The sequence below is a fragment of the Microbacterium sp. NPDC056044 genome, from assembly GCF_042267145.1.
Classification (GTDB): Bacteria; Actinomycetota; Actinomycetes; order Actinomycetales; family Microbacteriaceae; genus Microbacterium.
In genome coordinates this window covers 520,104-539,494 of sequence record NZ_JBHJWZ010000002.1, presented here as the reverse complement: position 1 = coordinate 539,494, position 19,391 = coordinate 520,104, and the positions used below count along the sequence as shown (strand labels likewise).

Sequence of the window (19,391 nt, the reverse complement as noted above, 5' to 3'; positions counted from 1 at the left end):
GTGAGCCGAAGCGGGCGTGCGGGTGCCGGGGTCAGTTCGCGTCACGCTGGGCATCCCGGGCGGCGGCGCAGGTGGCGCAGAGCCCGAAGATGTCGACGACGTGCTCGGCGTCGCGGAATCCGTGGCGCTCGGCGGTGCGCTTGGCCCACTGCTCGACGTCCGTCGCCTCGATCTCGACGGTCAGCCCGCAGGAGCGGCAGATCAGATGGTGGTGGTGGCCGGTGCTGGAACAGGCCCGGTAGAGCGCCTCGCCCTCGGGGCTCTGCAGCGAATCGGCCTCGCCCTGGGCGGCGAGCCCGGCGAGCGCACGGTAGACCGTGGCGAGTCCGATGCCGGTGTTCTCGTCGCGGAGGGTGGCGTGCAGCGACTGTGCGCTGACGAATCCGCGGGCGTCCGACAGCGCTTCGCGCACGCGTTCGCGCTGCCACGTATTGCGCTGGGCCATGGGTGCGAGTCTACCGAGGCGTCCTGGACGTCTCCCGGGCGCGGGTCATCGGGCGGTCTCCGCGACGGCGACGCGCGTGACGCGGTCGCGGCGACCGCCGATGATGCGGCAGACGACGTAGATCAGGAACGAGATCGTCGTGATGTACGGGCTCACCGGAAGGGTGCCCATGATCGCGAGGAGGATGCCGCCGACCGCCGACACGAAGCCGAACAGCGCCGACAGCAGCGGCACCGACAGGGGTCCCGACACGATGCGCATCGCCGCGGCGGCGGGCGTGACGAGAAGGGCCATCACCAGCAGCGCGCCGATGATGTGCACGGCGACGGCGACGATGAGGCCGAGCAGCAGCATGAACCCGAGCGACACCGCCGTCGTCGGCACGCCGCGCGCGGCGGCGGACTGCGGGTCGAGCGAGTCGAACCGCAGGGGCCGCCAGATGAGCAGCAGCCCCAGCAGCACGACCGCGCCGATGCCGATGAGCCAGCCGAGCTGCCCGGTCTGCACCGACACGATCTGGCCGGTGAGCAGGCTGAACCGGTTGGCGCTGCGGCCGTCATAGAGCGAGAGGAACAGGATGCCGAGACCCAGCCCGAACGGCATCAGCACGCCGATGATCGAGTTGCGGTCGCGTGCCTTCGCCCCCAGCACGCCGATGATGGCGGCGGCGATGATCGAGCCGACGATCGAACCGGTGACGACGTCCCAGCCGATGAGGAGCGCCGCCGCCGCGCCCGCGAACGACAGCTCGCTGATGCCGTGCACCGCGAACGCCATGTCGCGCTGCATCACGAACACGCCGACGAGGCCGCCCACGAGGCCGAGCACCGCGCCCGCCCACACCGAGTTCGACACGAGCGCGAGGATCTCGCCGTAGTAGGGCAGTCCGCCGAACATCGCGTCCGCGATGTCGTTCCAGTTCATTCGTGGGCCCCGTGGTCGTGATGGTGATGGGATGCCTCGGCATCGGGCGCGCCGACGACCACGAGCCGGTCGCCGGCTCGCAGCACGAAGACGTGCGCGCCGTACAGCGCCGTGAGCACGTCCGAGCGGAGCACCTCTTGGGGCGTGCCGAGCGTGAAGCGCCCGTTCGCGATGTACAGGATGCGGTCGACCTTGCCCAAGAGCGGGTTGATGTCGTGCGTGACCAGGAGGACCGCGGCATCCTTCTCCCGGCGGTGCCGGTCGATGAGGCCGATGACGGCCTGCTGGTTCGCGAGGTCGAGGCTCGTGAGAGGTTCGTCGCAGAGGAGCAGGCGCGGGTCGTCGGCGAGCGCCTGGCCGGCGCGCAGCCGCTGCTGCTCGCCGCCGGACAGCATTCCGACGGGTCGGTCCGCGAAGTCGCGGGCGCCGACCGCGTCGATGAGGGCGTCGACGCGGGCGCGGTCGCCGCGGCGGGGGATCGGGAAGCCGAAGCGGTGCCCGTCGACGCCGAGCGTCACGAGGTCGCGGCCGCGCAGCGACGTGTCCCGCGGCAGCGGGCGGGCCTGCGGGATGTAGCCGATGCTGCGGCTGCCCTTGTGGGCGACGGGCGCGCCCTCGACGGCGATGGTGCCGCGCGAGAGCGGCTCGAGGCCGAGGATCGCGCGCAGCAGTGTCGTCTTGCCCGAGCCGCTCGGGCCGAGGACGGCCACGAGCTCGCCCGCGTGGACGTCGAGGTCGAGCCCCGCCCACAACTCGCGATCGCCGCGCTGGAGCGCGGCGTCGCGAACGCTGAGGATGACGGGGCGCGAGCCGGCTGGGGCAGGCGTCACGCCTGGAGCGCCCCGTTCAGCGCCTCGATGTTCGCCTGCATCCACGAGATGTAAGTCTGGCCCTCCGGAAGCGTTTCCGAAAACGCGATCACCGGAATGCTGAGGCCTTCCGCCTCATTGACGATCTCCTGCGTCTCGGCACCGCCGGTCTGCGTGTTCGTGATGACCACGCGCACTTCGCCGCCCTTGACGAGCGCGAGCGATTCGAGCAGGGTCGCGGGCGCGACATCCTGCCCCTCCTCGACAGCCTCGCTGAACTTCGCCGGCGTCGCGTTCTCGAGCCCCGCCGCCTCGATGAGGTAGACGGGGACCGGCTCGGTCACGAAGACCTTCTCGCCGGCGTAGGCGGCACCGATCTCGTCGAGCGACGTCTCGAGGCCCGCGACCTCTGCGGCGAACGCCTCGGCGTTGGCGGTGAAGGTCTCGGCGTTCTCGGGGCTCAGCTCGCCGAGCTCGACCGCGATGGCCTCGGCGACGTGCTCGATCGTGTGCGGGTCGTACCAGACGTGCTCGTTGAAGCCCTCGACGTGGTTGTGGCCGCTGTGGTCGTGCGCGTGGTCGTGCGCGTGGTCGTCGTCGGCGTGCGCCTCTTCGGTCGCGTGGTCGTGCGCGTCCTCGGTCTCGTCGTGCGCCTCTTCGGTGGCGTGGTCGTCGGCGTGCGCCTGGTCGTCGTGGCCGGCGTTCTCGGGCCAGTCGTGCGAGTACTCGACCGCGGTGACCACCGGGGCGTCCGTGCCGCTGGACTCGATGAGCGCATCGATGAACGCGTCGTACCCGCCGCCGTTCTCGATGATGAGGTCGGCCTTCGACACGGTGAGCTGGTCACGCGCGCTCGGCTCGAACGAGTGCGGGTCCTGCGACTCGTTGGTGACGATCGACGTGACGTCGACGAGGTCGCCGCCGATCTCCTCGGCGATCTGGCCGTACACGTTGGTCGACGCGACGACCGCGATGCGCCCGTCCGCTGCTTCGCCCGTCGGGTCTCCCGCGCCTGCGGCGCCCGCGCATCCGGAAAGGACGAGAACGGATGCCGCGGCCAGGCCGAGCACGGGAAGAGAGCGTCGTGCGGAAGTCATGTCCTCCAGCCTAACGCTAATGAGAATCATTCTCGAACTGGCGCGGGCATCCTCTCCTCACGCCGATGAACTTCCGGTTCACATGACCCCACCGACACGAGGATGGACGCCGCCCCAAGCCCACCCTCGGTGCGGGGTCCGCCGGGCGCGCCGCGGGAACGACGAAGCGCCGCCGGGCACGGAGCCGCGGCGGCGCTTCGGTCGAACGGAGCTCAGTCGAGGAGGAGTGCGGGCTCCTCGAGGATCGACGCGACGTCGGCGATGAAGCGCGACATGCCGTCGCCGTCGACCACGCGGTGGTCGAACGACCCGGCGACGGTCGTGACCCAGCGGGGGCGCACCTCGCCGTCGACGACCCAGGGCTTCTGGCGGATGGTGCCGAGCGCGACGATGCCGGCCTCGCCGGGGTTGATGATCGGGGTGCCCGCGTCCATGCCGAAGACGCCGATGTTGGTGATCGTGATGGTGCCGCCGTGCTGGTCGGCGGGTGTCGTCTTGCCCTCGCGCGCGGTGAGCGTCAGCTTCTCGAGCGCGCGGGCGAGCTCGCGCATCGACAGGTCCTGCGCGTCCTTGATGTTCGGCACCAGGAGACCGCGCGGGGTCGCGGCGGCGATGCCGAGGTTCACGTACCGACGGACGCGGATCTGGGCGCCGTCCTCGGCGTCCACCCACGCCGCGTTCACCATCGGCGTGCGCCGCGCCGCCCAGATCACGGCGCGGGCCATGATGAGCAGCGGCGACACCTTGATGTCGGCGAAGTCCGGCGAGGTCTTCAGGCGCTTGACGAGCTCCATCGTGCGGCTGGCGTCGACGTCGGTCCACACCGACACGTGAGGGGCGGAGTACGCCGACTGCACCATGGCCGACGACGTCGCCTTGCGGACACCCCGCACCGCGATGGTCTCCTCACGGCCCGCCGCGTCGGGCGCGGGCGTCGACGGCGCGACCGTCGCCGGTCCCGGTGCGGGTGTGCGCGGCGCGACCGGGATCGTCTCCTCGCGCACGTCGCCCCACTCCGGGGTCTCGATGTTGCGGAAGACGCTCGCCTGCGACGCGTGCCGCACGACGTCCTCCCGGGTCACCTCGCCCGCCGGGCCGCTGGGCGCGACGGCCGACAGGTCGACCCCGAGATCGCGCGCGAGCTTGCGGATCGGCGGCTTCGCGATGATGCCGACGGATGCTGCGACCCGCTCCTCCGCCGGGACCGCGGGCTTGCGCCGCCGCGACTGGACGTGCCCGCCCGTGCCGTAGCCGACGAGCACCGCCCCCTCGCCGGCAGCCTCGGCGGGCTCGCCGTGCTCGGACTGTCCGACGGTCGCGGGGGGCGCAGCATCCGTCTCCGAAGCAATCGTGATGATCGCGGCGCCGACGTCCACGGTCTCACCTTCGGCCGCGAGCAGTGCGCCCACGGTGCCGGCGAACGGCGAGGGCAGCTCGACGAGCGACTTGGCGGTCTCGATCTCGACGAGCACGTCGTTGACGGCGACGCTGTCGCCGGGGCCGACCCGCCACTGGACGATCTCGGCCTCGGTGAGGCCTTCGCCGACATCGGGGAGGACGAACGTCTGGGTGCTCATGCGGAGCTCCTTTCGAACCCGACCTTTTCGCGAGAGTACAGCTGGTCGCCGAGAGGTAGGGAAGCAACCCGCATCTCGTCCACCAGGTGTTCTCTCGCGGTTGAAGGGGATCGGGTCAGTAGGCGAGGGACCGGTCGACGGCCTCGAGGATGCGGTCGGCGTCGGGGAGGTAGGCCCCCTCGAGCTTGGCCGGGGGGAAGGGTGTGTCGAAGCCCGATACGCGTAGCACGGGGGCCTCGAGGGCGTAGAAGGCGCGCTCCATGACCGTCGCGGCGACCTCGGAGCCGAGCGACGTGAAGCCGGGGGCCTCCTGCGCGTAGACCATGCGGCCGGTGCGGCGCACGGAGTCGAGGAGGGGGCCGTAGTCGACCGGCGACAGCGAGCGGAGGTCGATGACCTCGATGCTGGTGCCCTCGGCCTCGGCGAGCGCCGCGGCCTGGAGCATCGTCGTCACCATGGCGCCGTGGCCGACGAGCGTGACGTCGGTGCCGCGGCGGACGACGCGGGAGGCGTGCAGCGGCAGAGCGCGCGCCGACGTGTCGACCTCGCCCTTCTGCCAGTACTTGGCCTTCGGCTCGAGGAAGATCACCGGGTCGGGCGAGGCGATGGCGTCCTGGATCATCCAGTAGCCGTCGTTCGGCGTCGACGGGCTCACCACCCGGAGGCCGGCCGTGTGCGTGAAGTACGCCTCGGGGCTCTCCTGGTGGTGCTCGACGGCGCCGATGTGCCCGCCGTACGGGATGCGGATGACGACGGGCATCTGCAGCGCGCCCTCGTGACGGTTCGTGAGCTTCGCGAGCTGCGTCGTGATCTGGTCGAACGCGGGGAAGACGAAGCCGTCGAACTGGATCTCGACGACCGGGCGGAAGCCCGCCATCGCGAGTCCGATCGCGGTGCCGACGAGGCCCGACTCGGCGAGCGGGGTGTCGAGCACGCGCTGCTCGCCGAACTCGGCCTGCAGGCCCTCGGTCACGCGGAAGACGCCGCCGAGCTTGCCGATGTCCTCGCCCATGAGGAGGACCCGGTCGCTGCCGGCGAGCGCGGCGCGCAGCCCGGCGTTGATCGCCTTGCTGAGCGGCATCGTCTGCACGGCGGGAGCGGTGGCCGCAGCCGCAGCCGCCGCCGTGGTGGTCGAGGTGCTCACGATGCGTCTCCTTCGAAGGATGCCTCGTAGTCGGCGAGCCACTGCCGCTGCTCGTCGATGAGCGGGTGCTGCTCGGAGTACACGTGGGCGAACATGTCGTCGCGCTCGAGCCCGCCGAGCGCGTTCGTGCGCGTGCGGACGTCGTCGGCGAGCGCCTGCGACTCGGCCTCGACATCGGCGAAGAACGCGTCGGATGCCCCGCGGCCGACGAGGAACGCCTTCATGCGCGCGATCGGGTCGCGGCGGCGCCACGCCACCTCCTCGTCCGAGGTGCGGTACTTCGTGGGGTCGTCGCTCGTGGTGTGGGCGCCGAGGCGGTATGTCATCGCCTCGATCGCCTGCGGCCCGCCACCGGCACGGGCCTCGTCGAGCGCGGTGCGCGTTACGGCCCAGCTCGCCAGCACGTCGTTGCCGTCGATGAGCGTGCTGGGCATGCCGTAGCCCTCGCCGCGCTTGTACAGCGGCGAGCGCGACTGCGTCGCGACGGGGACGGAGATCGCCCACTGGTTGTTCTGCAGGAAGAACACCTCGGGTGTGCGGTAGCTGTTCGCGAAGACCATGGCCTCGTGGACGTCGCCCTGGCTGGAGGCCCCGTCGCCGTAGTAGACGATGACGGCCTCGTCGCGGTCGAGGTCGCCGGTGCCGCAGCGCCCGTCGAAGACGAGTCCCATGCCGAAGCCCGTGGCGTGCAGCGTCTGCGAGCCGAGCACCAGCGTGTAGATGTGCGTGTTGCCGTTCTTCGGGTCGGTCGGGTCCCACCCGCCGTGCGTCAGGCCGCGCATCACGCGGATGATGTCGATCGGGTCGACGCCGCGGATCTTCGTGACCACGTGCTCGCGGTACGAAGGGAAGAGGTGGTCCTGTGCGCGTGCGGCCCGGGCTGAGCCGACCTGGGCGGCCTCCTGCCCGTAGCTCGGCGGCCACAGGGCCAGCTGCCCCTGGCGCTGGAGGTTCGTCGCCTGCACGTCGAACGCGCGGATGACGGCCATATCGCGGTAGAACGTCTCGAGGTCGGCGTCGCTCAGCGCGTCGACGGCCTCCCGATACGGTTCGGCGGCAGGGCTCGGCGCGAACGTTCCGTCCGCCTCCAGAAACCGCACCAGGGCGGGATCGTCGACCGGGATCATAGATTCACGCTATCTCTCCGTGCATGCGCGATTCTGCATGCGTTCGACAACGGATGCCTCGATCCGCCGCACGCGACCGACAACATCGACGCTCATCCTTCGCGTCGTGCGGCGACCGTCGCCGCGATCCGCAGCACCTGCTCGACGGACTCCTCCTCGCCGACCGAGATGCGGATGCCGTCGCCGGCGAAGGGCCGCACGATCAGGCCGGCTTCCTCGAACGTCGCCGCGAAGGCCGCCGTCTGCGCGCCGGCCGGGAGCCACACGAAGTTGCCCTGCGCCGCCGGGATGTCCCACCCGGCCTCCCGGAGCCCCGCCGCGAGGCGGTCGCGCCGATCGGCGATGACGTGCACCCGCTCGAGCAGCTCCTCCTCGGCGTCGAGGCTCGCGAGCGCCGCCTCTTCGCCGTGGGCGGTGACCGACAGCGGGATCGCGGTGCTGCGGGCAGCATCGAGCACGCGCGGGTGCCCGATGGCGTAGCCGACGCGGAGCGCGGCGAGCCCGTAGGCCTTCGAGAAGGTGCGGAGCACGACGACGTTGGGGCGGCCGGACCCGCCGAGCACCCGCAGCCCGTCGACGGACTCGGGGTCGGTGACGAACTCCGCGTACGCCTCATCGAGGATGACGAGCACGTCGGCGGGCACCTCCTCGACGAACGCGTCGAACTCGGCCTGCGTGACGATCGGGCCGGTCGGGTTGTTGGGGCTGCACACGATGATGGCGCGCGTGCGGTCGGTGATCGCGGCGGCCATCGCGTCGAGGTCGTGACGGGCGCCCTCGGCGAGCGGCACCTCGACGGCGGTGGCGCCGGCGACGACCGCGAGCCACGGGTACGCCTCGAACGAGCGCCACGCGTAGATGACCTCGTCTCCGGGGCCGGAGGTCGCGAGCACGAGCTGCGCGAGGATCGAGACGCTGCCCGCACCGACGTGGATGGAGTCGACCGCAACGCCGAAGCGCTCGGCCAGCCGCTCGCGCAGGCGGGTGGCCGCAGCATCCGGATATCTGTTCAGCGCTGTCGTGGACTGCACGCGCTCGAGCACACCGGGCAGCGGGTCGAACGGGTTCTCGTTGCTCGACAGCTTGAACGCGTCCGCGCCGGCCTGCCGGCCCTGCTTGTACGGCGGCAGGGCGGCGACCTCGGGGCGCACGCGAACGGGGATCTCGGGAGCGTCGGTCACTCCCCGAGTCTACGAGCGGGGGACGCCGGGCGCTCGGGAAACCGTTGATACCGATCCGATACCTCGATACCATTCTGGTATGGCAATGACCGTCCGCCTTCCCGAAGAACTCGACGCGCAACTCGAGGAGCTCGCCCGTGCCCGCCACACCTCCAAGCACGCCCTGATCGTCGAGGCGACCGCGCAGCTCGTCAGCACGGAGAGCGCCGTCGAGCGCGCGACCCGCGTCGCCATGGGCGTGCGGGAGCGGTACGCCGACCTGCTGAAGCGACTCGAAGACGCGTGACCGAGTACCTGCGGTTGCCGGAGGCCGCCGCGATCGCCGCGGACATGGGACTGCACGTCCGTGACCTCGGCCTGCTGTCTTCCGCTCTCGCGCGTCCCGAGAGCGCAATGTTCGGTGTCGAGGCCTACCCGGACCTGTTCGCCAAGGCGGCCGCGCTGATGTCGTCGCTGGCGCAGAATCATCCGTTCTTCGACGACAACAAGCGGTTCTCGTGGGTGGCGACCCTGACTTCTCTCGAGCTCAACGACGCGATCGTCGAGATGCCCACGGACGTAGCCTTCGAGTTCGTGCTGAATGTCGCGCAGAGCCGGCTGGATGTCGCAGAGATCGCCGAGATCCTTCGCGCAGCGACCACAGTCTGAATTCCGGCGTTGGCGGCGCTGGCCGCAGATGGAAGACTGGCCCCACTATGGGCTTCCTCATCCGCGTGGTCATCAACGCCTTCGCGATCTGGGTCGTGACCCTGATCCCGGCACTCCAGGTCTCGGTCATCGCCTTCCCTCCGGGCGAGACGCTCCAGCTCGTGCTGACGCTGCTCATCGTCGCCGCGATCTTCGCGCTCGTGAACACGATCATCGGCACCGTCATCAAGGTGCTGGCGTTCCCGCTCTACATCCTGACGCTGGGTCTCATCGGCCTCCTCATCAATGCGTTCCTGCTGTGGCTCACGGCGTGGTTCACGAGCTTCTGGAACTGGGGCCTGCGCGTCGAGGACTTCTGGTGGGGCGTCGTCGCGGCGATCATCATCACGCTGATCAACTGGATCTTCGGCATCATCCTGCGTCCGCGCAAGGACTGACTCAGCCCGCACCGCGGGTCGCGGCGTACTCGGTCACCTCGACCGATTCGGCGCCCGCGAGGCCGGCGAAGACGTCGTGCAGGGCGCTGACCCGCGGGTCGGTCGAGGTATCGACCATCGCAGCCGTCTCGGCGTACGCGATGAGGCGGTGCGCCGGCAGCCGGGGTTCGTCCGTACCGGCGTCCGGGTCGAACACCCGCTCGGCGACGAAGCTTCCCGGTGCGCCGACCGCGGCGTCATGGCCCCCGCCGGCGAGCCCCGCGACGGGGTCGTCGGTGTGCCGCAGCGTCACGGTGAGCGTGCCCGCGCCGGCGTCGGTGTCGACCGGCGACCCGATCGAGACCAGTGTCTGCGTGTCGTAGCCGCCCTCCAGCGCCAGATGCCCGGCGATCATCGCCCCCTGCGAGAAGCCGAACATGTGCACGGTGTCGCCGGGCGCGACCCCCGCCTGCGCGAGCGCGGCCTGCGTCGCCGCGTACGAGTCCGAGGTGTGCCCCGTGTACAGCTCCACGTTCGACGCGTTGTCCCACGGCTCGGCGCCGCCGAGGTCGAAGGACTGCATGCCCGCGACGTACACCGCGTACTGCGCCGAGCCGTCGGGCATCGTGTACTGCTCGACCCGCACGCGCGACTCCCCGGCCCCCGGCATCCGCTCGGTCACAGCGGCGAGGCTCCGGGGCGCCACCGCCGCGGGCGACCGCGACGGCGGCGTGCCGGCACCGACCGCAGCCCCGGCCTCGGCGACGACCACCGGCGCGGGGGCGACGGGCGTCACCGTGACGGGCCCGGCCGTGCCCGAGAGCCGGGCGTCGCGCGAGAGCTTCCCGGCGCCCGCGAGACCCACGGCGACCGCACCCCCGAGGGTGAGCAGCCCGGCCGAGGCGCCGACCACGACGGAACCGGCGTCGCTCACCTCACCGCCCATCGCCACGCCCCACCCCGTCGCCTGGCGCACGAGCTCGGACGGCCACATCACCCCGCGCCCGAACTGGGCCCCGGCCGCGGTGCGCCACGCATCGGGGTGCGCCTCGACGAGCGCCGTCATCCGGGCGTCGAGGCGCTGCGCGCGGGCGGTGTCGCCCGCGAGCACCGCGGCACGGTGCTCGACCTCGATCTCCACCATCTCGTACGCGTAGCCGGCTTCCCGGAGCGCCGCCGCGATCTCGTCGGCTTCTGCCTGCGCACCGTCGAGCTTCGCCGCGAGGACGGATGCCGAGGCCCGCGCGTCGTCGGTGTACCCCGAGACCGCCCGCAGCTCGCCCTCGAGCGCGCGCAGTCGCCCCGAGATCGCGGCGAGTTCCTCCCGGCTGGCGTCGAAGCGGACCGCGGCGGCGGAGAGCGTCGCGGTGTCGACGGCGACCGCGCCGCCCCCGGTGATCTGCAGGCCGTGGTCGACCCGTGGCCAGTTCTCGGCGAGGAGGCCGATGAGCCCCTCGTTCGGGCCGAGGCGCCCCACCTCCGGCGCCAGCTGGGGATTGAACAGGTTCGGGTTCGGCGTCGTGTCGCTCATCGCTGCCCCGGAAAAGCGCCGGGGAACGACTCCGCGAAAGCGGCGCGGTCCTGGGCCCGGGCGACGTCGTACCGTGCCGTCTCGGCGAGGCACGCGAGTCCCGAGACGTCGCCGGCCCACAGTGTCGCCCGGTCGCGGAATGCGGTCGCGGCCGTCGCCTGCCAGTCGACGGCGTCGGCGAGGCCGTGCGCCACGAGTGCGGCGTCCGCCATGCGGTCGATGAGCCGCGCGAGCTCGTGCGCGACGTGGGCGAGCTGCGCGGATGCCGGTTCTGCGGTGCGGGGAAGCAGGGTCACCCGTCGATCGTCGCGGGGCGTGAGGCGCCGCGGGGCACACCGGCCTCGATCTGTTCACAGTCGACCCTCGGCGTCCGCTGTGGAGGAGGGCCCGCACACGGCGAAGGGGCGCCGCTCCTCATCGGAACGACGCCCCTCAGGGCCTGAGGCGCAGCCGGCTACTTGCCGACCGTCACCTCGACCGTGTCGGTAGCGGTGTTGCCCGCAGCATCCGTCGCCGTCCAAGTGAAGCGGTAGACGGAGCCCTTCGAAGCGCGCACCTGGAAGGTGTCGTCATCGACCTGGGTCCACGCCGCCTTGGCGCCCGAGACGCTGACGTCGGTGAGCTCGACCGTGACGTCGCCGCGGTCGTCGGCGGCGTCGATCTCGAACTCGATCGCGCGCATCTTGTTGTTCGGCGGCCAGAGCAGCGTCGGGTCGGCCGTCACCTCGATGGTGGGATCGGTGGTGTCGGGAGGCGTCAGGTTCAGCCCGACGATCACCGGGTCGTGGTCGCTCGACCGGTAGGCGTCGGGCGCGTACAGCGCGTCCTGCGCGGGCTGCTTGAACGACATGTCGTAGTCGATCAGGCTCGGCTCGTCCGAGTTGATGTGCCACGACGAGACCCCCGACACGTCCGCGGTGAGCGCGGGCTGCGCGAGCGCGTAGTCGAGGTAGCCCAGCTGGCCGTCGAAGACGTACGAGTACGCGTGCTCGCCGTTGAACTGCTTCTCCAGGTCGGTGAAGCCGCCCGCGACGAACGCGTCGATCGAGTCCTCGTGGTCGTACGAGTTCAGGTCGCCGATGACGATCGCGCGACCGTCGGGAGCCACCGTCTCGTTGAGCCACTTCGTGAGCGCCGTGGCGGCCGCCGTGCGCGATGCGCTGCAGTTGCCCTGGCCGTCACCGAGGTCGGGGCTCTCGGAGCACGCCGAGCCCTTCGACTTCAGGTGGTTGACCGACACCACGTACTCCTCGCCCGTCTCGGTCGACGCGAACCGCTGCGTGACCGCGGGGCGGTGCCGCGTGTCCGACCACGTCGGGTCGACCGCGCTCGTCATCAGCTGGTACGCCCCGACGGGGGTCACCGTCGACGGCTTGTAGATGACCGCCGTGGTGATCGCGTCCGTGCCGATCACACCGGTGGTCACCGGCACGTAGGTGCCCGCACCCACCTTCGTGTTCAGCGCGTCGGCCAGCGCCTGGACGGCGGTGCCGTTGTTCTCGATCTCGAGCAGGCCGAACACGTCGGCGTCGATCGCGGCGAGCGCAGCGACGATCTTGTCCTGCTGGCGCTTCAGCTCCTCGGCCGTGTCCGCACCCCGGTAGTAGTCGTCGTCGTTCGAGTTGGTCGGCGTCGGATCGATCGAGGTGAAGTAGTTCAGCACGTTGAAGCTCGAGATCTTCAGGTCACCGCCCACGTCGGGCACGCCGGTCCGCGCGTTGGCGACGGTGAAGTCGGCACCCTCGGTCGGCTGAACGCCCCACGTGTCGAAGCGGTAGTCCAGGATGCCGGTGGCGTTCTGGACGATGTCGCCGCTGCGGAACGAGTGCGCGAGCGTGAACTCCGCGCCGTCCGGGTGGATCGCCGGGTCGGGGTTCTGGCTGCCGCGGCCGTCGTCGAGCGTGATGCTGTTGTCGAGGTTGGCGGCGGCGAGCGCGTTGGCGGCCGCTCCGGGCTCGGCGACGGCGGTCGGCTGGTCGAGTCGCCCGTTGGTGAGCGTGATCGTGCCGAAGCGGCCGTACTCGAACGTCTCGCCGATCGCGAGCTTCTGCGGGAGCGTCACGTACATGCCCTCGAGCGCCTCGCGCTCGGCGTTCGTCGCCGGGAGCGTGAGCGGGGCCGGCGCTGGCAGCGCCTGCCCGGTCGCGCACACCTCGACGTCGGCGGCCACGACCTGGGTCATGCCGAAGTGCTCCGCGACCTCGCCCGCGACGCTGACGCTGTCGCCGACCTCGACGGCAGCGCCGCCCGGTGCGTAGACGAACACGCCGTCGGAGGTGGCCGGGTCGCCGTCGCCGGCGTCCTGCACGTAGTACCCGTCGAACCCGCCGGTCTGGAAGTCGCCCACGACGACGCCCTTGATCAGCACGTCCTGTCCCTGGATCGGCGACGCCGCGCCGGAACCCTGCACCGACCCGATCGTCACCGGGGTCGCGGTGCAGTCCGCCTCGAGCTCGGGATCCGGGTCGGGGTCGGTCGGCGGCTCGAGGGCGCAGTCGGCGTCGTGCGACCCGAGGCCGCCGAAGGTGTCCTGCGCGAATCCCACCCAGCCGACCGTCGGATCGAACGCGTCCGCTCCGTCGGCGTCGCCGACGCAGATGTCGGCCGCGCGGCGCAGGGTGTGGTTGAGCGTCGCGTTGGGCGTGCCGGCGCCCCAGCCCGGGTCGCCCGGGTTGACGCCGATCTGGCCGAAGACGTCGACGGCGACGCCGTTCTTCACCAGCGCGACGGCGTCGTTGCCGTTGAACATGCCGGCGTTGGTGGCCGTGAGCTGGTCCGCGACGGTGCGGACCGCCTCGGCTGCGCCGCCGTGTGCGACCACGTAGACGTCGCCCGGCGCGATGGATCCGGTCAGGTTGATCGTCAGGCTGACGGTCGAGTTTCCGTTCGAGTACTGCAGCAGCTGGTAGCCCGAGGCGGCCAGGTCGACGCTCGCGGTCGACGGGTTGTAGATCTCGACGGCCTTGTTGTTCGAAGAGCCTTCGACGTACTCGCTGATCAACAGATCACCGGATGCTGCAGCCGCAGGTGCGGCGAATGCCGCGACTCCTCCGGCGGCCAGCGCCGCGGCTGCGACCGCGGCGACGATAGGGCGGGGTGCTGGGGACACGAAACCTCCACAGGATGACGGCGGTCGGTGGACCGCGCATGGGGACAGGGCAGCAGGGGTCGCCGCCCGTTCGACACAAGCTAGGGGAGCAGCATCCGTCCCCGAAAGACCCGGAGAGGAGAACTCCTTAACGTTCGGTGTCGGCTCGGTCCACAATGGAACCCATGACCGCGAGCGACGCGACGCCCTTCCGTGTCGTGTTCGTGTGCACCGGGAACATCTGCCGCTCGCCGATGGCGGAGGTGGTGTTCCGGGGATTCGCGGATGCCTCGGGCCTGGGCGGCCGGGTCGCCTCGACGAGTGCCGGCACCGGCGACTGGCATGTCGGCGAGCAGGCAGACCTCCGCACCATCGAGGCCCTCGAGCGGGCGGGCTACGACGGCTCGCATCACCGCGCGCGGCAGTTCACGCACTCGGACTTCGCGCGCAGCGACCTGGTCGTCGCGCTCGACCGCAGCCACGAGCGGATCCTCCGCGGCTGGGCGCGCAACGAGGGCGACGCCGACAAGATCGCGCTGCTGCTGTCGTTCGATCCGGCGGCCCGGACGATGGACGTGCCCGACCCGTACTATGCCGGGCCCGGAATGTTCGACGAGGTGCTCGGTATGATCGAGAGCGCGAGCCGGGCGCTCTTCCGGCAACTCGAACCCGCCATCCGCCCGGTGCCTTGAGCACCGGCATCGACGGCGTCTTCGACGGTATCGACGGGAGCCACCGTGACCTCTCTTCCCCCTCAGCCCCTCAGCCCCCTCGACGGGCGCTACCGCCCCGCCGTGGTCGAGCTCGGCGAGTTCCTCTCCGAAGCGGGCCTGAACCGTGCCCGCGTCGAGGTCGAGGTGGAGTGGCTCATCGCCCTCACCGACCGTTCGCTGTTCGGCACGTCGCCCCTCGCCGATGCCGACAAGGACCGCCTGCGCGCGCTGTACCTCGAGTTCGGCCAGGCCGAGATCGACTGGCTCGCCGAGAAGGAGTCGGTGACCCGTCACGACGTCAAGGCCGTCGAGTACCTGGTGCGCGACCGCCTCTCGACGCTCGGACTCGACGCCATCGCCGAGCTGACGCACTTCGCGTGCACCAGCGAGGACATCAACTCCACCTCCTACGCCCTCACCGTGCAGCGCGCGGTGCAGCGCGTGTGGCTGCCGAAGCTGCGCGCCGTGATCGCGGCGCTCACCGAGCTCGCCGTGAGCCACCGCGATGCCGCCATGCTGTCGCGCACGCACGGCCAGCCGGCGACGCCGTCGACCATGGGCAAGGAGCTCGGCGTGTTCGCCTGGCGCCTGGCGCGGGTCGCCGACCAGATCGAGGGCGGCGAGTACCTCGCGAAGTTCTCGGGCGCGACCGGCACATGGTCGGCGCACCTCTCGGCCGCTCCCGACGTGGACTGGCCCGAGGTCTCCCGCGCGTTCATCGAGGGTCTGGGTCTCGACTTCAACATCCTCACGACCCAGATCGAGTCGCACGACTGGCAGGTCGAGCTGTACGACCGCGCGCGTCACGCCGGCGGCATCCTGCACAACCTCGCGACCGACATCTGGACCTACATCTCGATCGGCTACTTCACGCAGATCCCGGTGGCCGGGGCCACGGGCTCTTCGACGATGCCGCACAAGATCAACCCGATCCGGTTCGAGAACGCCGAGGCCAACCTCGAGATCTCGGGGGGCCTCCTCGCGACCCTGTCGCAGACTCTCGTCACCTCGCGCCTGCAGCGCGACCTGACGGACTCGACCACGCAGCGCAACATCGGCGTCGCGTTCGGGCACTCGCTGCTCGCCCTCGACAACCTGCAGCGCGGCCTCAAGGAGATCGCGCTCGCCGAGGACGTGCTGCTCGCCGATCTCGACGGCAACTGGGAGGTGCTCGCCGAGGCCATCCAGACGGTGGTGCGCGCCGAGATCGCCGCCGGCCGCTCGCAGATCAGCGACCCCTACGCGCTCCTCAAGGACCTCACCCGCGGCCGCCGTGTCGGCGCCCCCGAGCTCGCGGAGTTCGTGCGCGGCCTCGACATCGGCGACGAGGCCAAGGAGCGCCTGCTCGCCCTGACGCCCGCGACGTACGACGGGCTCGCGTCCCAGCTGGTCGACGAGCTCGGCTGACCTGGTTCCGGATCCCGGGAACACGAAAAGGGAGATCTCCGCGTGCGGAGATCTCCCTTTTCGCGATTCTCGGCGCGGGTGCGTCCGGGCTCAGGCCTTCGGGTCACCGGAGGCCGCAGCATCCGGATCCTGATCCTGATCGGGGGTGTCGGAGTCGTCGTCGTCGAAGAGGACCGGCCTGTCGATCTGCTTGGTCACCTGGGCGGGGTCGACCGCGAGCAGGAGCAGCGACACGATGAGCAGCACCGCGATGAAGCTGACGCCCGCGATGATGAGCGCCATGACGACCGCGCGCTCGGCCTCGCCGGGGGCGCGCTGCTGGAAGAAGCCCATCGACACGAGCGTCACGATGCCCGCGAACAGGGCGGCCGCGAAGGCGAGCCCGAGCAGCTGCAGGGGCTTCATGAGGTCGCGGCGGGTGGGGCTTTCGTGGCTCACGCGGAGTCCTTCTGGGGGGTGGGATCGGCGGACGCGGACGCCTCCGCAGTCAAGTCAGGAGTGTCGGCGACCTCGACCGGGCGCGGCGAGAAGCCGGCGATGCCGAGGTACACGGCGACGATCGCGGCGTAGCCGCCGAACAGGCCGACGCCGATCGTGATGCCGGTGAGGGTGAACGTCGCGTGCGCCTCTTCGATCGTGTAGTCCAGCGCGTACGCGGGCTGCACGAAGAGCAGCGCGATGCCGAGGAGGATCGTGAGGACGCCCACCACGGCCGCGTCGCGGCTCTCGGAGCGGGGACCCACGAGGGCTGCGGGCCGCGCATCGGCGACGCCGGGCGCGATCTCGCGCCGCTCGCGGTGGCCGCGGAGGCCGCGCCAGCCCGCGATGAGCTCGATGACGCCGCTGACGAACGCCCACGCGATCACGATGACGAAGAAGCCCGTGACGGTGCGGAGCGGATACAGGCCGCTCGCCATGCCCGCGACGATGGCGACGCCGCCGAGCGTGGCCGACGGCCAGCGCAGGCCCTTCGGGTACACCAGCCACACCGCGAGGAGCAGCACGAGGCCGGTCGCGATCGTGAAGCCGCTGAACACCGAGCTGCCGACCAGGGCGGAGTGATCCGGCGAGAACGTGATCATGAGCGCGGCGAGCGCGGCGAACGCGGCGCGCGCGAGCTGCACATGGCGCACGGCGAACGTGCGGGATTCGGCTGAGGTCACGGTGATCCTGAAGCGGCGAGTTCCCGGATGCGGGAAACGGATGCCCCCAGTCTACGTGCGTCGCGGCTGGGAGCTTCCGGCACCCGCGGTCGCCTCACTCCAGGGTGTCGAGGATCGCGGTCAGCAGCTCGAAGGTCGTGAGCGGCGAGATGATCGCGAAGCGCAGCACCGGCTCGCCGGCGTGGGAGCTCGGCACGACGAACGCGTGCTGCTCCTCGAGCAGGCGACTCGACCAGGCCTCGTAGTCGGCGAGCGTCCAGCCCTCGCGGCGGAACACCACGACCGACAGCTGCGGGTCGCGCACGAGCGACAAGCCGTCGCGGGACTCGATCTCGTCGGCGATCCGCCGGGCGAGGTCGATGCCGTACGCGATCGTGGCGCGGTACTGCTCGGTGCCGTGGGTCGCGAGCGAGAACCACAGCGGCAGGCCGCGCGCCCGGCGCGTGAGCTGGATGGCGAGGTCGGACGGATTCCAGTCCGGCTTGCCGGTGAGGGTGTCGAGGTACTCGGCCTTCTGCGTGTGGGCGTCGAGCGCCAGGGCGGGCTCGCGGTAGAGGAGCGCGCACGCGTCGAACGGCGCGAACAGCCACTTGTGCGGGTCGACGATCAGCGAGTCGGCGAGCTCGACGCCCGCGAAGACGGGCCGCGTGCTCTCGACGAGCATCGCCGCGAGGCCGTACGCGCCGTCGACGTGGAACCAGATGCCCCGCTCGCGGGCAACCGCGCCGACGCCCCCGATGTCGTCGACGATGCCGAAGTTGGTCGTGCCGGCGGTGGCGACCACCGCGAACACCGCGTCGCCGTGCTCGTCGAGCACGCGCGCGACGGCGTCGCCGTGCAGCCGGCCGTTCGCGTCCACCTCGGCCGTCGCGACGTCCACGTCCATGACCGCGGCGGCCGATGCGATCGACGAGTGCGCCTCGGCACTGCACACCACGATCCACCGCGGCGGGAGCGGGCGCCCCTGTTCGGCCGCGCGGCGGCGCGCAGCATCCCGAGCCGTCACGAGCGCCGAGAGGTTGCCGATCGTGCCGCCCTGCACGAACACCCCGCCGGCGCCCGCGGGCAGGCCGAACTCCCTCGCGAGCCAGTGCAGCACCTCGTTCTCGGCGAACACCGCGCCGGCGCCTTCGACCCACGAGCCTCCGTAGATGGCGGATGCCGAGACCACGACGTCGAACGCCAGCGAGGCTTTGCTCGGGGCCGAGGGGATGAACGACAGGTACCCGGGGTGGTCGGTCGACACGCACGCCGGCGCGAGGACGTTCTCGAAGAGCGCGATCGCGCGGCGCGAACCGATGCCCTCGGCGCTGATCGAACCGGACGCCAGGCGCTCGAGATCGCGCGGGGTCATCGGCTTGTCGAGCGGCACGTCCTCGTACAGCGCCCGGCGCCGCGCGTACTCGAGCACGTCCTCGACGGTGTGACGCGTGTCGGCCGAGATGGCGTGCATCTCTTCGGGGTCGCTGGGCGAGGTCATGGATGCTCCTGCCGGTCGGGTGACACCTCACGGTAGAGGGGGCGGGCCGCGGCGTTCAAGGGTGCGCGGGTGGGATGCCGGCGGCCGCCGGCGATCAAGCAGGAATGGAGAAGCACGGCCGAGACCCCGTGAGTAGCGTGAAGATCACGGGACGCGAAGGCGCCCACCAGCGTGAAGGAGACGATCATGGCGAAGACGGCGGCAGACGGACTGTCCCAGGAGGAGCGCGAGGCGGTCAAGAACCGCGCGAAGGAGCTGCGCGACCAGGCCAAGGCGGGCAAGAGCCGCGAGGCGGGCACGAAGCAGGTGCGCGAGGCGATCGAGAAGCTCGACGGCACCGACCGCGACATCGCCGAGGGCCTGCACAAGGTGGTCGGCGAAGTCGCCCCCGACCTCGTGCCCAAGACCTATTACGGGTTCCCCGCCTACGCGAACGCGGCCGGCAAGGTCGTCGTCTTCACGCAGCCCGCCTCGAAGTTCAAGACCCGCTACGCGACCATCCAGTTCGACGAGACCGCCCACCTCGACGACGGCGACTTCTGGTCGACGGGCTTCGCGGTCCTCGCCTGGACGCCCGCCGTCGAGAAGAAGATCAGCGAGCTCGTCGCAGCCGCCGTGGCCTGAACCGAGCGCGACCGACG

20 protein-coding genes are annotated in these 19,391 nt (G+C 71.0%); 6 read left to right on the top strand and 14 right to left on the bottom strand.

Features of this window, described 5'->3' with window-relative positions:
- Window positions 1-31: 31 nt before the first annotated feature.
- The 8 genes from ACFC1I_RS07535 to ACFC1I_RS07500 all read right to left on the bottom strand — a co-directional run bounded on the left by ACFC1I_RS07535 (window position 32) and on the right by ACFC1I_RS07500 (window position 8,304).
- Window positions 32-445: a Fur family transcriptional regulator gene (locus tag ACFC1I_RS07535; RefSeq protein WP_376007563.1), complete on the bottom strand. Its 414-nt coding sequence runs from the start codon at window positions 443-445 to the stop codon at window positions 32-34.
- A gap of 45 nt (window positions 446-490) precedes the next feature.
- On the bottom strand, window positions 491-1,369 hold the full coding sequence (locus ACFC1I_RS07530; RefSeq protein WP_376007561.1) for a metal ABC transporter permease: 879 nt from the start codon (window positions 1,367-1,369) through the stop codon (window positions 491-493).
- Window positions 1,366-2,199 (bottom strand): metal ABC transporter ATP-binding protein, encoded by an 834-nt coding sequence (locus tag ACFC1I_RS07525; protein ID WP_376007559.1) that lies wholly within the window; start codon window positions 2,197-2,199, stop codon window positions 1,366-1,368. The genes ACFC1I_RS07530 and ACFC1I_RS07525 overlap by 4 nt, the downstream gene beginning before the upstream one ends.
- On the bottom strand, window positions 2,196-3,275 hold the full coding sequence (locus ACFC1I_RS07520; protein ID WP_376007557.1) for a metal ABC transporter solute-binding protein, Zn/Mn family: 1,080 nt from the start codon (window positions 3,273-3,275) through the stop codon (window positions 2,196-2,198). Before ACFC1I_RS07520 ends, ACFC1I_RS07525 begins: the two co-directional genes overlap by 4 nt.
- Window positions 3,276-3,487: 212 nt before the next feature.
- Window positions 3,488-4,852 carry a dihydrolipoamide acetyltransferase family protein gene (locus tag ACFC1I_RS07515; RefSeq protein ID WP_376007555.1) on the bottom strand — a complete coding sequence of 455 codons (1,365 nt, stop codon included), beginning with the start codon at window positions 4,850-4,852 and terminating at the stop codon, window positions 3,488-3,490.
- 115 nt (window positions 4,853-4,967) lie between these two features.
- Window positions 4,968-5,933 carry an alpha-ketoacid dehydrogenase subunit beta gene (locus ACFC1I_RS07510; RefSeq protein WP_376008021.1) on the bottom strand — a complete coding sequence of 322 codons (966 nt, stop codon included), beginning with the start codon at window positions 5,931-5,933 and terminating at the stop codon, window positions 4,968-4,970.
- A 59-nt stretch (window positions 5,934-5,992) separates the two neighbouring features.
- Window positions 5,993-7,123: a thiamine pyrophosphate-dependent enzyme gene (locus ACFC1I_RS07505; RefSeq protein WP_376007553.1), complete on the bottom strand. Its 1,131-nt coding sequence runs from the start codon at window positions 7,121-7,123 to the stop codon at window positions 5,993-5,995.
- Window positions 7,124-7,215: 92 nt separating this feature from the next.
- Entirely contained in the window at window positions 7,216-8,304 is a 1,089-nt protein-coding gene (locus tag ACFC1I_RS07500) for a histidinol-phosphate transaminase (RefSeq protein WP_376007551.1), read from the bottom strand.
- Between the two features lie 79 nt (window positions 8,305-8,383).
- On the opposite strand from ACFC1I_RS07500, the gene ACFC1I_RS07495 reads away from it, so the two are divergent.
- Genes ACFC1I_RS07495 through ACFC1I_RS07485 form a run of 3 tightly spaced genes read left to right on the top strand, consistent with a single transcriptional unit; the run spans window position 8,384 to window position 9,389 of the window.
- Window positions 8,384-8,590: a CopG family ribbon-helix-helix protein gene (locus ACFC1I_RS07495; protein ID WP_376007549.1), complete on the top strand. Its 207-nt coding sequence runs from the start codon at window positions 8,384-8,386 to the stop codon at window positions 8,588-8,590.
- Complete coding sequence (locus ACFC1I_RS07490; protein WP_376007547.1) at window positions 8,587-8,952, top strand: type II toxin-antitoxin system death-on-curing family toxin; 366 nt, start codon at window positions 8,587-8,589, stop codon at window positions 8,950-8,952. Before ACFC1I_RS07495 ends, ACFC1I_RS07490 begins: the two co-directional genes overlap by 4 nt.
- Before the next feature lie 47 nt (window positions 8,953-8,999).
- A complete protein-coding gene (locus ACFC1I_RS07485) occupies window positions 9,000-9,389 on the top strand; it encodes a phage holin family protein (RefSeq protein WP_376007545.1) in 390 nt (129 codons plus the stop codon).
- A 1-nt stretch (window position 9,390) separates the two neighbouring features.
- Here the strand turns inward: ACFC1I_RS07485 and ACFC1I_RS07480 are convergent, their stop codons facing one another.
- From ACFC1I_RS07480 to ACFC1I_RS07470, 3 genes are all read right to left on the bottom strand, one after another.
- Window positions 9,391-10,899, bottom strand: coding sequence for a hypothetical protein (locus ACFC1I_RS07480; RefSeq protein WP_376007543.1), 1,509 nt, complete (start codon window positions 10,897-10,899; stop codon window positions 9,391-9,393).
- Window positions 10,896-11,195 (bottom strand): hypothetical protein, encoded by a 300-nt coding sequence (locus ACFC1I_RS07475; RefSeq protein WP_376007541.1) that lies wholly within the window; start codon window positions 11,193-11,195, stop codon window positions 10,896-10,898. The genes ACFC1I_RS07480 and ACFC1I_RS07475 overlap by 4 nt, the downstream gene beginning before the upstream one ends.
- 158 nt (window positions 11,196-11,353) lie before the next feature.
- Window positions 11,354-14,008: an ExeM/NucH family extracellular endonuclease gene (locus ACFC1I_RS07470; RefSeq protein WP_376007539.1), complete on the bottom strand. Its 2,655-nt coding sequence runs from the start codon at window positions 14,006-14,008 to the stop codon at window positions 11,354-11,356.
- 164 nt (window positions 14,009-14,172) lie between these two features.
- Here ACFC1I_RS07470 and ACFC1I_RS07465 point away from each other — a divergent pair, with 164 nt between their 5' ends.
- On the top strand, window positions 14,173-14,679 hold the full coding sequence (locus ACFC1I_RS07465; protein ID WP_376007537.1) for a low molecular weight protein-tyrosine-phosphatase: 507 nt from the start codon (window positions 14,173-14,175) through the stop codon (window positions 14,677-14,679).
- Between the two features lie 45 nt (window positions 14,680-14,724).
- Window positions 14,725-16,107: an adenylosuccinate lyase gene (gene purB, locus ACFC1I_RS07460; RefSeq protein WP_376007535.1), complete on the top strand. Its 1,383-nt coding sequence runs from the start codon at window positions 14,725-14,727 to the stop codon at window positions 16,105-16,107.
- Between the two features lie 90 nt (window positions 16,108-16,197).
- On the opposite strand, the gene ACFC1I_RS07455 is transcribed toward purB, so the two are convergent.
- From ACFC1I_RS07455 to ACFC1I_RS07445, 3 genes are all read right to left on the bottom strand, one after another.
- Entirely contained in the window at window positions 16,198-16,545 is a 348-nt protein-coding gene (locus ACFC1I_RS07455) for an amino acid transporter (protein WP_376007533.1), read from the bottom strand.
- Window positions 16,542-17,270: an acyl-CoA synthetase gene (locus ACFC1I_RS07450; RefSeq protein WP_376007531.1), complete on the bottom strand. Its 729-nt coding sequence runs from the start codon at window positions 17,268-17,270 to the stop codon at window positions 16,542-16,544. The genes ACFC1I_RS07455 and ACFC1I_RS07450 overlap by 4 nt, the downstream gene beginning before the upstream one ends.
- Before the next feature lie 94 nt (window positions 17,271-17,364).
- Window positions 17,365-18,750 carry a pyridoxal phosphate-dependent decarboxylase family protein gene (locus tag ACFC1I_RS07445; protein WP_376007529.1) on the bottom strand — a complete coding sequence of 462 codons (1,386 nt, stop codon included), beginning with the start codon at window positions 18,748-18,750 and terminating at the stop codon, window positions 17,365-17,367.
- A 186-nt stretch (window positions 18,751-18,936) separates the two neighbouring features.
- Here ACFC1I_RS07445 and ACFC1I_RS07440 point away from each other — a divergent pair, with 186 nt between their 5' ends.
- Window positions 18,937-19,374 carry a hypothetical protein gene (locus ACFC1I_RS07440; RefSeq protein ID WP_376007527.1) on the top strand — a complete coding sequence of 146 codons (438 nt, stop codon included), beginning with the start codon at window positions 18,937-18,939 and terminating at the stop codon, window positions 19,372-19,374.
- Window positions 19,375-19,391 lie beyond the last annotated feature (17 nt).